Raw genomic sequence first — 12,958 nt, forward strand, 5'->3', positions numbered from 1 at the left:
AGAAGCAATCCGCTCTTGTTCAGTAGCCCCTATAGCTTCTCTTAACTAGATACTAGCTACAACTGCTCTCCCGATTCAGATTCCCTTTTCCTTCCTTCTTTCTTGCCAGCTATCTATCTCATGTTTGAACCTAGCTTCTTATTCCTGCTCCATCTGACTGGTCTGCAGTTGATAATAAAATCCTTTTGCCTGCATAAGCTGCACATGATTTCCCTGCTCCACAATCCGACCTGCTTTCATAACCAGAATCAGATCTGCTGCCTGAATGGTTGATAGACGGTGGGCAATGATAAAGCTGGTTCTTCCTTGCATCAGACGTTCAAAGGCTTGTTGCACCAGCATTTCCGTCCGCGTATCAATTGATGAAGTCGCTTCATCCAAAATCAGAATTTTAGGTGGATGAACAAAGACGCGAGCGATTGACAGCAACTGTCGCTGTCCTTGGGATAAAGACGCTCCTCCATCTGTCAATATCGTGTCATAGCCTTGCGGTAACTGACGAATAAAGAAATCTGCATTGGCTGCTTTTGCAGCCTCTACTACCGTTTCTCGCGTCACACCGGGGTAGCCATAGGCAATATTTTCATGAATAGTTCCTGTCCTGATCCATGTCTCCTGTAAGACCATTCCGATTTGTTTTCTAAAATCAGATCTACGATAGTGTGAAATGGGCACACCATCCAGCAAAATCCTCCCCTTATCAACCTCATAAAAACGCATTAAAAGATTGATAACTGTAGATTTCCCAGCACCCGTCGGTCCGACGATAGCCACCCTAGCACCTGCTGGTACCTCGATTGTCAAATCTTCAATCAGAGGTTGCAAAGGAAGATAGGAAAAATCAACCTCCTCAAATTGAATCTGCCCGCCTACCCCTTCTCCTAGCAAGGCTAGTCCATCTCCATCATCAATAGAGTTTTGAGCCAGTATTTCAAACAGTCGCTCAGCACAGGCAAGCGCACTCTGCAATTCTGAGAGAACCGATGATATGTCATTAAAAGGTCTTGTATATTGGCTCGCATAATTCAAAAAAGTTGTCAGTTCTCCCACAGTGAAGGTCCCAGATATAATCCGCAGAGCACCAATTCCGGCTAACAAGGCATAGATTAAGGCGTTAATAAAGCGCATCATAGGATTGCTGGTAGCAGAGGAAAAAATGGCCGCTTGAGAATGGCTTGCATAGGTTTGATTAGCTATTTCAAACCTGTCCATCAACTGAGCCTGGGCATTAAACGTCTGAATCAGAGACAGCTGACGGATACTTTCTTCCATTAGTTCGGTCTGCTGCCCTCGTGAGACAGTCTGCTTTTGATAGGAATCATAGCTTTTTTGCGCAATAAAATGAGCGACAAAAAGCGAGAATGGGGTTAGAACAACCACTAAAATCATCATGATCATGTCTAGCCTTACCATGCTAAAAATTGTTAAAAAAATAGTTAGGATTCCAATCAAAAATTGGCTGAACATCATGGTCAAGCCATTGGTCAACTGCTCACTGTCACTGGCAATACGAGCCACAATATCTCCGACACTATGGCGGTCTAGGTAAGAGAGCGGCAAGCTATGAAGTTTCTTATACACTTCTTCTCGCAACTCATCCATCATGCGAAAAATCAGTTGATTGACAAGGAGCGGTAAAAAGAATTGGACTATCGTATTGATACCAATCACGAATGCCATGGTCAGTAGTAAGTGGACAAATAGACCTAATTGCTCATCGACCAAGACCGCATCTACTGCCTTCCCAATCAGGACTGGTAAATAGACAGATAAGACAACCTGACCCAAACTGACAAGCAAGATTGCAAGGAGGCGAGCAGGTTGTCGTAGTATACGAGTCAAAAGCTGAATCAAACCGGACTTAACTTTCATGAGACACCTCCTGAACATGCTGAGAGTGTGCAATCTCTTGGTAGACAGGACAGGTCTGAAGCAACTCCGCATGGCACCCCAAGCCAACTTGCTGCCCCTGATCCAATACCAAAATTTGATCGGCCTTTGAGAGACTCGTGGTTCGCTGGGAGACCATGATTAGTAATTTCTCAGGTAAGGCTTGCTGGATAGCTGACAGCAATTTCCTCTCGGTCAGATAATCCAAAGCTGAGGTCGCATCATCTAATATCAAGATAGGCGCTTCTTGCAAGAGAGCTCGTGCAATGGTCAAACGTTGTCGTTGCCCTCCTGAAAAATTGCGGCCAAAGGCTTCAACAGTTGTCTCCAACCCACCTTTTTCAAGAATAAAATCCTTGGCCTGCGCCATTTCTAAAGCCCACCACAAGTTTTCATCTGATGCTCCTTCCTTACCTAGTAAAAGGTTAGAACGCACTGTCCCACTAAAGAGTTGGGCTTCCTGCCCAACCACGGCAAATTGTCCACGCCATTCCCTTAAGTTCAGTGGAAAATGACCGTCTGGCTTAAATAAGGCTAGTTGTGTAGCATCCACTGGATAGAGGCGCAAGAATAAATCAAGCAAGGTCGACTTACCAGCACCTGTTCCGCCAATGATACCAAAAAATTCTCCTTTCTTTACCCGAAATGAAAGATTCGTCAAAGCATTTTCTCCAGTTTTGGTATAGGCAAAGGATAGGTTCTCAGCAATTAAAGTCCACTCCTTTGATAGCCTGAAATCACCCAAAGGCTCATCAATATCTTCTGATTCTTGCTCAAAAATCTCATTCAAACGACTAGCGCTGATAAAACTTTGATTTAGGCTAGAAATAACCATGACCATCTTCACTAATTCCACTAAAATTTGAGACAGATAATTGATAAGAGCAACCAGCATTCCCTGCTCTAGTATCCCCTGACCGATTGCCATCCTTCCTTGATATAGCAGAATCAGTAGGGTAGCATTCACCACTAAAAATGTTGCTGGAGTGAGTAAGGATGTCCAGAAACCTGCCGTTAATTGCTGATAAAGATAGGTTTTGTTCACCTTTTGGAAGATTTTTATCTCCCTCATACCTTGTCCAAAGGCACGAATAACCCGCATTCCTGCAATGCTTTCTCGCACTTGTCCCACCAGACTATCTAAACTTTTCCTCATCAGAAGGTAGGACCTACTTACCATTATAGAAACAGCAGAGACAATGAAAAACAAGAGAAGAATCATACCTAAGAAGTTCAGCGATAGGCCGGGACTAATGTAAAAGGCCATCACTAGGGAACCAAATACCACAATCGGTGCCCGCAAGAAAAGGCGTAAAAAGATGTTGATGCCCGTCTGAATCTGTAAAGTATCACTCGCCAAGCGTGTCAGTAAACTATCGCTTGATAGACGGTCGCGGCTAGACTTGGGCAGAGACAGTATTTTTTTATAAAGATCTTGGGTGAGTTCCTTGGTGTAGCCCACTGCTGCCTTGGCTGAATAGTATTGAGCAGTCACAGCCACAATGACACCAACTACTGCAAAAAGGACCAGTAACAAAATCATAGCAATCAACTGACCGTGATTGCTATGAGGAATAATCGTATCAAGAATAAAGGCAATAACGAGGGGGACAGCCAATTCAAAGCATGCCTCCATCAGTTTGAATAAAGGAGCAAGAATCGCTTCTTTTAGATAGCCTTTTCCGTACTTCCTAAATCGTTTCAAATTATTTTTCATTTTCTAGAGCTTGCGCCGCTGTGATGATTGCAAGTTTATAGATATCATCAGCACTTGAGCCACGAGAAAGATCATTAACAGGCATATTTAAACCTTGCAAAATCGGACCAATCGCATCAAACATTCCTAAGCGTTGTGCAATTTTATACCCAATATTTCCTGCTTGTAAATCTGGGAAAACAAAGACATTGGCTTGCCCAGCCACATCACTGTCAGGTGCTTTTATCGCAGCTGTTGCTGGAACGAAAGCTGCATCGAATTGTAGCTCTCCGTCTAAGAGCAAATCAGGTGCCAATTCCTTAGCGATACGAGTAGCTTCTATCACCTTATCAACCTGGGATGCTTTGGCGCTACCTTTCGTTGAAAAGCTCAACATGGCCACTCTTGGATCAATATCAAAGATACGAGCTGTCTCTGCTGTATTGACCGCAATTTCTGCCAGTTCTTGGGCAGCTGGATCAATGTTAATAGCACAGTCTGCAAAAACATAGCGCTCATTGGTATTTTCACGGTTCATCAAGAAAACACCTGAGGTACGAGAAATACCTGGTCTTGTTTTTATAATTTGAAGGGCTGGACGAACCGTATCGGCAGTTGAATGGATCGCACCTGAAACCATTCCATCGGCTAAGCCCATTTTCACTAACATAACACCAAAATAGTTGACATCACGAAGTAAGCGATCGGCATCCTCTATTGTTGCCTTGCCCTTACGAACTTCAACAAAAGCCTCCTTCATCGCCTCAAATTCCGTATATTCATTTGGATCGATAATCGTACAGTTCGGATCAGCAAAACCGAACTCTGACAAAAGACCGCGTACATCATCAGGATTCCCGAGGATAATAGGCTCTAACAAGCCCTCAAATTTCAAACGAGCAGCTGCACGAACCACACGCTCATCATTTCCTTCTGGAAAGACAATCTTCACGTGTTGTCCCACGATTTTTTCACGTAAACCACCAAATAGCGAACGAATTCCCATCTTCCTACCCCTTAAGAACCCGTCTCCTAGCTCGGCAACCTCCATCCAAGTCCACTTTTTACCACTCAGCGCTCGCTTTTTGCAATAGAGTCACTTCCCTTCTTGCAAAAACTATCTCAGTATGCGAAAAAATGTCTCGGACCCAAGTATCTCACTGACAGATATAGGTTCTAAATCTTTCTAAATTTTATTCTGCAAATTCATGATAACGCTTTTAAAGTCATTTGTCAAATCGCTTTCACAAATCAAGTTTTTTTCCGAAAATGGATTGAAAAATCCAATCCGATGGCAATGCAAAGCCTGCCGTTCTATTCCATACTCCATGCTCCCTCCATACAAATCATCCCCCAATAAAGGAAAACCAATATGGGAAAAATGTACCCGAATCTGATGCGTTCTTCCGGTGTGAAGGCGAATATCCACCAGATGGACCTCTCCCCAAGACTGGATAATTTCATAAGAAGTATGCGCATACTTCCCTGTTGGAGTCACATGGCGTGTAATAATACTATCTTTGGGTCGCCCAATAGGGGCAATAATATCACCCGTTTTTTCCAACTTACCTGGACCCTGCACCAAGGCAAAATAGCGCTTTTGAATCATCTTTTGTTGCAACTGCTTATCTAATCTAGCATGGGCATAGCCGTGTTTAGCAAAGAGCATGAGCCCCGATGTATCTCGATCTAGACGCGTCACGATATGGACTTGCTTATTTGCATAATCCTGTTCCATGTAGTAGCCCTTGACAAAATTTGCAATCGTGGAGGAGTGTAGGGCGCTTGGGATGGAGGCAAAACCAGCTGGCTTGTTGATAATCATAAAATGGTCATCTTCATAGACAATATCCAACGGATGGAGAATGGGTTCTAGCCTTCCTGTTAAGTCCTTCTCATTCGGAATATCGATGCAAAGGCGATCTCCAATATCCAGCAAATAGGTCGCATTCTGTGGCTCCCCATTGACAAGAATTGCTCCGCCTTCATATTTAATCTTGGCCAATAAACCTTTTGAAATATCCTGTTTTTTTAAAAAAGTCTTAATCTTGACATGCTGATCCACGACAAATTCAAAGCGCATTACTCCACCTCACCGATGAAGGCATCTTTGACACGATTCCAAAAGCTGGTATGGCTCGGTGTCGCCAAAAAATGAATCTTGCTATTGTCAATCTGGTATTCAATCTGCTCAATACTGTCATAGATAAAGGTTCGATTGTCAATAGAAATAGAATACTTATCATCATGCTTAGGTTCAATGACAATCTTATCCTTTTTCGGAACGACAATGGAAGAGCCAAGGGTACGATAAACTCGATTATTCAAGCTAGCCACTTCTGCAATCTGCAAAGCCTCAATGGTCGGATGCAAGACTGCCCCTCCCAAGGACTTATTGTAGGCTGTCGAACCTGTCGGAGTCGAAACCGAAATACCATCACCACGGAAGCGTTCAAATGGGATCTGATTGATAAAAACATCCGCCACCATTGTTTTGGATAAGCGTTTAATCGTGGCTTCATTCAAGGCCCGCATGACAATCACACGCCCATTCATCAGCTTGACCCGGACATGTAAAATGGGATAGGACACACGCGCGCCTGTATCTAATTTCAAATTCTCAATCAACTTATCCACTTCAAAGTCGCGATAATCAGTATAAAAGCCAAGATGCCCTGTATGAATACCGACAAATCGAACCCGATCCATACTCGCTTCATATTTATGAAAGGCAGATAAAAGCATGCCGTCACCGCCGATTGAAATCACAATATCTGGATTTTTCGGCGTCAGAATAAAGTGCGCTTCTTTCAGCTTTCTCCACAGCTCCTGCATCACAGCCTGACTTTTGGGATTTTTACTACTAAGCAGAGCAATTTTTTTTCTATCTGTATTCTTCATCTGTATCGTCGCTATTTCCTACGCCGTCATTCAATTTACGGTGGGCTGGATCAAATAGAGCTTGAGCCTCTTGAATATCGTCGCGGATCTTGCGCATCTCCTCATCTAATTGATATGCAATCTTGGCTGTAATTTCCAAGCGTCGCTTAATTTCTTCTGGGAAATTCCCCTTATACTTATAATTTAGAGAATGTTCAATCGTTGCCCAAAAATTCATGGACAGGGTCCGAATCTGAATTTCAGCCAACACTGTTTCATTGCCGTTAATGGTATCGACTGGATACTCAATCACGACATGATAAGAACGGTAACCCGAGGACTTCATATTATTGATATAGTCCCGTTCGTGAACAATCCGCATATCTTTTCGTTTTCTCAGAATTTCGAGGACCTCTTCCACATCATCAACAAATTGCACCATAATCCGAACCCCAGCTATGTCTTGCATATCCTGTGCCAGATTTTCTAGCTGAATGTGTCGCAGCACCATCTTTTCCTTGATGGATTCAATCGGTTTGACGCGTCCTGTCACAAACTCAATCGGGGAATGTCTGTTCACTTTTCGATACTGTTTGCGGATACCTCGCAGTTTAATTTTCAATTCTCCAACCGCTTGAATATAAGGGTCAAGAAACTCTTCCCAATTCATTTCCATGGCCTGCTCCTTTCTTGTCAAATGCCTGTTTTTATAATAAAATAACACAAGAACTATTATACCATACGAAAAGGTTTTATCCTATGAAAAAAAATCATTTAGAAATCGAATACAAGACACTCTTAACCGAGGCTGAATTTAAACACTTGAGTAGCGAATTTCCAGGTATTTCTCCCATCAAACAGACCAACTATTACATTGATACCCCCACTTTCAACCTGCGTAAACATCGCTATTCTCTGCGCATTAGAACCCTAAAAGACCGAGCTGAACTGACTCTCAAAATTCCACAGGAAGTCGGCAATCAAGAGTATAATCAGGAGCTAACTTTAGAACATGCACACACCATTATCCAAAGGGGACAGCTCCCTGACGGGGACATTCTAAGATTGGTGCAACAAACTGGAACTCCACTTGAACTCTTGAGTGTGTGGGGGCAACTCACCACTAATCGTTATGAAAAAGAAACAGAAATCGGTCTAATGGCGCTTGATGAAAATACGTATGCAAATCAGAGAGACTATGAATTAGAAATAGAGGTGACAGATGCCAAACAGGGTAAAATAGACTTTGAAGAATATCTCAAACGACACCAGATTGATTTTAAATATGCCAGCAGCAAAGTTGCCCGTACAGCTGCCGCTCTCACTATCGTATCCCAAGACTTATAAAATAAAAGAAATCAGTTTCATTACTGAAAATTTTGAGATTTTCTGATAAAATAGAACTATCGAATAAAAGGAGTATTTCTGATCATGGTTCAACCTTATGGTGATAAACAAATAAAACTATTTTCCTTGAATGCTAACCGTGCAATTGCTGAAAAAATTGCAGAGGCTTCTGGTATCCCCCTCGGAAAAATGACCACTCGTCAATTCTCAGATGGAGAAATTCAAGTCAACATAGAAGAAAGTGTACGTGGGGTAGATGTCTATATCATCCAATCGACCAGCTATCCTGTTAACAACCACCTCTGGGAATTATTGATTATGGTTGACGCATGTAAACGCGCTAGTGCCCATTCTGTCACAGTCGTCATGCCCTATTTTGGCTATGCACGTCAGGATCGTACCGCTGCTCCTCGTGAACCAATCACTGCAAAACTCGTTGCCAACATGCTGGTCAAAGCAGGAGTTGACCGAGTGCTGTCACTTGACCTGCACGCTGTTCAAGTACAAGGATTCTTTGATATTCCTGTAGACAACCTCTTTACAGTTCCCCTATTTGCTGAACACTATATGGGAAAAGGATTGTGTGGGGAGGATGTGGTCATCGTCAGCCCTAAAAATTCTGGTATCAAACGTGCACGTGGCTTGGCAGAATATCTCAATTCTCCAATTGCCATTATCGATTATGCACAAGATGATGCGGATCGCTCAGAAGGCTATATTATTGGGGATGTAGCAGGAAAAACGGCCATCTTGATCGATGACATCCTAAATACTGGTCGTACTTTCTCAGAAGCTGCTCGAATCGTACAAGAAGGAGGAGCCACAGAGATTTATGCCGTTGCAAGCCACGGTCTCTTTGCAGGGACGGCTGCTGAACTCCTAGACCAAGCACCGATTAAGGAGGTTCTTGTGACCGACTCAGTAGCTAGCAAGGAACAATTACCAAAAAACATTGCCTTTATCACCGCTAGTAAATTGATTGCCGATGCGATTATTCGTATCCATGAACGCCGTCCAGTTAGTCCACTCTTTGACTTTACCAATCCCAAGAACGATCATTAGGAGTTCTCTTTGATTTATTTAGATCATGCAGCAACCACATCCTTGTCAGACGCTGCCCTTCAAACTTTTATAGATATTTCCAAAGAATGCTATGGTAATCCCTCTAGTATTCACTGGGCAGGCAGAAAGGCTCAGGCAGTCTTACGCCAAGCTAGGTCAGATATTGCGCAAGCCCTAGAAGTAAAATCAGACTCCATCATCTTTACATCAGGCGGTTCAGAAGCTGATACACTCGCCATCCAAGGCTATGCTCTTGCCCACCAACATCAGGGAAAACATCTGATTACAACAGCTATTGAACATCATGCTGTTCTCCATACAATGGAATACCTAGCAGAGCGTTTCGGCTTTGAAGTAACCTATATTGAACCCATCAACCAAGTGATTTCAGCCCAACAGATTAAGGAAGCCTTGCGACCGGATACTATTTTGGTGAGTGGCATGTATGCCAACAATGAGACTGGGCTACTCCTTCCTATTCAGGAAATTGGGGACATTCTTTCTAATCATCAGGCAGTCTTTCATGTCGATGCCGTTCAGGCGATTGGGAAACTTCCCATCTCACCTAGACAGCTGGGCATAGATTTCTTATCTGCTACCGCCCACAAGTTCCATGGTCCCAAGGGGGTTGGTTTCCTCTACAGTCGGATTGCCAACTTTGACTCGCTCATCCACGGTGGAAGACAAGAGGAATTGCACCGAGCAGGTACAGAGAACCTAGCAGGAATCGCTGCAATGGCAACAGCTCTGAAAGAACAGACTGCTCAGCTAGAGCACCGTTTTCAAATAGTTGCTGACTTAAAGACCTATCTGTTGAAGCAATTAACTGCCATAGACCATTATCTCAATGAAGCTGGACCTAGCTTACCCCATATTCTCAATATCGGTTTTCCCAACCAGCTCAACGAACAGTTGCTCATGCGGCTAGACTTGGCTGGAATTGCCGTTTCGAGTGGCTCGGCTTGTACAGCTGGTGTCATTCAAGCTAGTCATGTCCTTGAGGCCTTATATGGTCAGAACTCCCAGCGACTAAGAGAATCCATTCGGATCAGTCTGTCACACGAAACGACCAAAGAGGAACTTGATGTCCTCGTCCAGCAACTACACACAATAATCGGAGGCACCTACTAATGGCTTTTACAACATCTGTAACATTAAAAAATTGTGACTATACCTACTCTATTAGTCCTGCGATAAAAAAATATACCCTACGCGACAATACATTTGAGCAAACTCATATCGGTAACCATCAGTTAACCCGTATGCTCGAAGAAATTCCTAATTCCAATCAGGGATTTCTCCTCAAAATCATCATCAACAAGGACTTAACTGGCTTTAAAATCAATATCACAGATAAGTCAGGTTTACACTTGGTCGATATTTTTAAAGCAGGCGGAAATCCAGTTATTCAAGAGAAATTTTATTTCCTCATGGACAGCTTAGTAGATCGTGACATTTTCACAAAAGAAAGTGTGACAGCATGATCGAGTTACGTTATCAAAATTCTTACCAACAAATCCAAACACAAAGGTTTGAAAATTTCGATGCTCTACTTCTTGCCTTCTCTGGCTGTGTAACTCTCCCTGATCACCTCAAAGTCCTCTCCCTCACCCAAGACGGCAAAGACTTAGGCTATCAAGGGTTAATTGGCGACCTATATCGCTATTTACAAACAATACATCCCACAAATTAGTAGAAAAAGGTTGAGACTGGTGTACTCAGCCTTTGTTCAATTAATACTCTTTAAAAATCAAAAGGATACGTTGTCAACTCGTCTCGGTGAGTGAAAAGCTCCAGTGGAGGTTTTCAGCCTGTTCCCTTAAAACAAGATGGAACTATTGAGAAAAGTCGTGACTTTTCTTATTTCCAACTTGAAATAGTTATCAACTATTTCAACTACCTTCGCCTTCGTTTCCTAGTCTACTTTTGATTTTTATTGAGTATAAAATAGAAGTGCCGAACTGTGCATACAGGTTCTTATATTTTTAGGCGCAATCTGTTGCTTTTTTCACAAACTTTTACTAAAATAGAATCAATAACCCTAAGGAGGAAAAGATTGTGAAAAACGGAAAAAAATCTACTATCCCTCGTGCTACTGCTAAACGTTTATCAATCTATTATCGCGTATTTAAACGATTCCATGCTGGAAATATTGAAAAGGCTAGTTCAAAAGAAATTGCTGAAGCTATCGGAATTGATGCTGCTACTGTACGCCGTGACTTCTCCTATTTTGGCGAACTCGGTCGTCGTGGCTTTGGCTACGATGTCAAAAAATTGATGGATTTTTTTGCAGATATCCTCAACGATAATTCAATCACCAATGTGATGCTAATAGGGGTCGGAAATATGGGACGCGCGCTCCTTCATTACCGTTTTCACGAACGTAATAAAATGAAAATCGTAATGGCCTTTGAAGCAGACCAGCATCCAGCAGTGGGGACCATCGATGAAAATGTTCCGATTTATGCTATTTCAGAGATTGAAGAAAAAATTAAGGAAGCTAATGCTCAAACAGCTATTTTAACAGTCCCTAGTAGCAAGGCACAAGAAGTGACCAATAGCCTTGTCAGAGCAGGTGTCAAAGGAATTTTAAGTTTTTCTCCCATCAATCTCTCTGTTCCCAAAGATGTCGTCGTTCAATATGTCGACTTGACAAGTGAGTTACAAACCCTGCTCTACTTCATGAGAAAGGGCTAACCCTTTTTAAGTTAATTGATTCTCTTCACGTAGGCTATAGTAGCTTGATTGGCCAACAATTAAATGATCCAACAAAATGAGTCCTAGAATATCACAGGACTTTTTTAGTGTCTCCGTAAATAAAATATCATTGCGGCTGGGCTTTACAAATCCTGATGGATGATTGTGGACAATAATGATAGAGGTTGCCATATATTTAACTGCATAATGCAAAATTTCCCGAGGTTCCGCAATACTACGATTGACGCTGCCAATAAAAATAGTCCGCTGGTTAATAATCTTATTCTGAGTATCCAGATAGAGGGCAACCAAATGCTCCTGCTTTTTAGAACCCAGCTCTTGAATCATTCTTCTAGCTAATAACTCGCTACCAACAATCTGTTCTTCAAAAATTAGCTCCGACTGATTGATTCTCCTTCCTAGCTCAATCATGGCCTTGATCTCAATCGCTTTGACTTGACCAATACCTGCTAACTCCTGTAATTCTGCAAGTGATAAATCCTTTAACATAGCAAGATTATCAATCCTGGCTAATAGATTATTAGAGACAACAGAGACCGATTGGTTTTTGGTTCCCGTACGGATAAAAATCGCTAGTAACTCTTGGTTACTGAGCCGCTCGGCTCCCACCTCTAGCAACCTCTCCCGCGGTAACAAACACTCCTCTTTAAATGCAATTTTATACATTTTCTCTTCCTCCTTACTCTATCTATTCGTAAAAAATATATTTAGGCTTATCACACACAAATATTTTATTTTGGCATAGACACTCTAATACTCAATAAAGATTAAAAATAGACCAGAAAATAAGGACGAAGGTTGCTTCATAGTCCTACGGGACAAAAATAGAACTTGCGAGAGCCAGTGACATCGTGAAGCAGGGTGAGACGACGCTTGAGCTAGTTGAAGAGAATTTTGAAGAGTATGAAAGATTTCTCTTCGTAAGACTCCTATATGCTATACAATGACACAAAAAGAGAGGACCGATGTTATCGGTATTCCTCCCTAGCCTTATTATTTCTTTGCTCACTGCAGTTGTTATAGTCATTTAGTTTATACCTAAAGGTAGCCACAGCTGTAATTGACTAAAACTGAAACAGCTGCGTCTCTTCTATTACTTCGATGAGTGAAAAGCTCCAGTGGAGGTTTTCAGCCTACAACCTTTCATTAAAAAAGTGGTCGTTAGAAACTCCGTTTCCCTATTTCCAACCTTGCCTACTTCGCTCTCAAATTTCTAGGCTCAGGCTGAAACAGTTCACCGAACTGTTTCACTCTCCCAGATTATTGGAACTCGCTTTGCCGTACTCTACGATTGTTACTGACAATAGTCAGTATGATTTCCAACCTTCAACAGTCCTTAGACTGTTGAAGCAACCTGCAGCTCGT

General features: G+C 42.3%; 13 protein-coding genes. 6 read left to right on the plus strand and 7 right to left on the minus strand.

All coding sequences use genetic code 11. The annotated features are described in order from the left end of the window. Window positions 1-138 precede the first annotated feature (138 nt). The 6 genes from BVE84_RS06015 to yjbM form a co-directional block, all read right to left on the minus strand. The gene (locus BVE84_RS06015; RefSeq protein WP_076996159.1) at window positions 139-1,872 is read right to left on the minus strand and encodes an ABC transporter ATP-binding protein; all 1,734 of its coding nucleotides are present in this window, start codon (window positions 1,870-1,872) and stop codon (window positions 139-141) included. After that, window positions 1,862-3,595, minus strand: coding sequence for an ABC transporter ATP-binding protein (locus BVE84_RS06020; RefSeq protein WP_076996207.1), 1,734 nt, complete (start codon window positions 3,593-3,595; stop codon window positions 1,862-1,864). Before BVE84_RS06020 ends, BVE84_RS06015 begins: the two co-directional genes overlap by 11 nt. A 1-nt stretch (window position 3,596) precedes the next feature. Then, window positions 3,597-4,592, minus strand: coding sequence for a phosphate acetyltransferase (pta, locus tag BVE84_RS06025; protein ID WP_076996160.1), 996 nt, complete (start codon window positions 4,590-4,592; stop codon window positions 3,597-3,599). A 180-nt stretch (window positions 4,593-4,772) separates the two neighbouring features. Continuing rightward, window positions 4,773-5,669 (minus strand): RluA family pseudouridine synthase, encoded by an 897-nt coding sequence (locus BVE84_RS06030; RefSeq protein WP_076996161.1) that lies wholly within the window; start codon window positions 5,667-5,669, stop codon window positions 4,773-4,775. Then, complete coding sequence (locus tag BVE84_RS06035; protein ID WP_076996162.1) at window positions 5,669-6,487, minus strand: NAD kinase; 819 nt, start codon at window positions 6,485-6,487, stop codon at window positions 5,669-5,671. Before BVE84_RS06035 ends, BVE84_RS06030 begins: the two co-directional genes overlap by 1 nt. Continuing rightward, the gene (yjbM, locus tag BVE84_RS06040; RefSeq protein WP_076996163.1) at window positions 6,471-7,142 is read right to left on the minus strand and encodes a GTP diphosphokinase; all 672 of its coding nucleotides are present in this window, start codon (window positions 7,140-7,142) and stop codon (window positions 6,471-6,473) included. The genes BVE84_RS06035 and yjbM overlap by 17 nt, the downstream gene beginning before the upstream one ends. A gap of 83 nt (window positions 7,143-7,225) precedes the next feature. Here yjbM and BVE84_RS06045 point away from each other — a divergent pair, with 83 nt between their 5' ends. The 6 genes from BVE84_RS06045 to BVE84_RS06070 all read left to right on the plus strand — a co-directional run bounded on the left by BVE84_RS06045 (window position 7,226) and on the right by BVE84_RS06070 (window position 11,572). After that, the gene (locus tag BVE84_RS06045) at window positions 7,226-7,813 is read left to right on the plus strand and encodes a CYTH domain-containing protein (RefSeq protein WP_076996164.1); all 588 of its coding nucleotides are present in this window, start codon (window positions 7,226-7,228) and stop codon (window positions 7,811-7,813) included. Between the two features lie 84 nt (window positions 7,814-7,897). After that, complete coding sequence (locus BVE84_RS06050) at window positions 7,898-8,875, plus strand: ribose-phosphate diphosphokinase (RefSeq protein ID WP_076996165.1); 978 nt, start codon at window positions 7,898-7,900, stop codon at window positions 8,873-8,875. Window positions 8,876-8,884: 9 nt separating this feature from the next. Next, entirely contained in the window at window positions 8,885-10,006 is a 1,122-nt protein-coding gene (locus BVE84_RS06055; protein WP_076996166.1) for a cysteine desulfurase family protein, read from the plus strand. Next, the gene (locus BVE84_RS06060; protein ID WP_076996167.1) at window positions 10,006-10,359 is read left to right on the plus strand and encodes a DUF1831 domain-containing protein; all 354 of its coding nucleotides are present in this window, start codon (window positions 10,006-10,008) and stop codon (window positions 10,357-10,359) included. The genes BVE84_RS06055 and BVE84_RS06060 overlap by 1 nt, the downstream gene beginning before the upstream one ends. Beyond that, window positions 10,356-10,568, plus strand: coding sequence for a DUF4649 family protein (locus tag BVE84_RS06065; RefSeq protein ID WP_076996168.1), 213 nt, complete (start codon window positions 10,356-10,358; stop codon window positions 10,566-10,568). Before BVE84_RS06060 ends, BVE84_RS06065 begins: the two co-directional genes overlap by 4 nt. 365 nt (window positions 10,569-10,933) lie before the next feature. Then, entirely contained in the window at window positions 10,934-11,572 is a 639-nt protein-coding gene (locus BVE84_RS06070) for a redox-sensing transcriptional repressor Rex (RefSeq protein WP_076996169.1), read from the plus strand. A gap of 6 nt (window positions 11,573-11,578) precedes the next feature. On the opposite strand, the gene radC is transcribed toward BVE84_RS06070, so the two are convergent. After that, window positions 11,579-12,259 (minus strand): RadC family protein, encoded by a 681-nt coding sequence (radC, locus tag BVE84_RS06075; RefSeq protein WP_076996170.1) that lies wholly within the window; start codon window positions 12,257-12,259, stop codon window positions 11,579-11,581. Window positions 12,260-12,958 lie beyond the last annotated feature (699 nt).

This window comes from Streptococcus azizii, from assembly GCF_001984715.1.
GTDB classification, from domain to species: Bacteria; Bacillota; Bacilli; order Lactobacillales; family Streptococcaceae; genus Streptococcus; species Streptococcus azizii.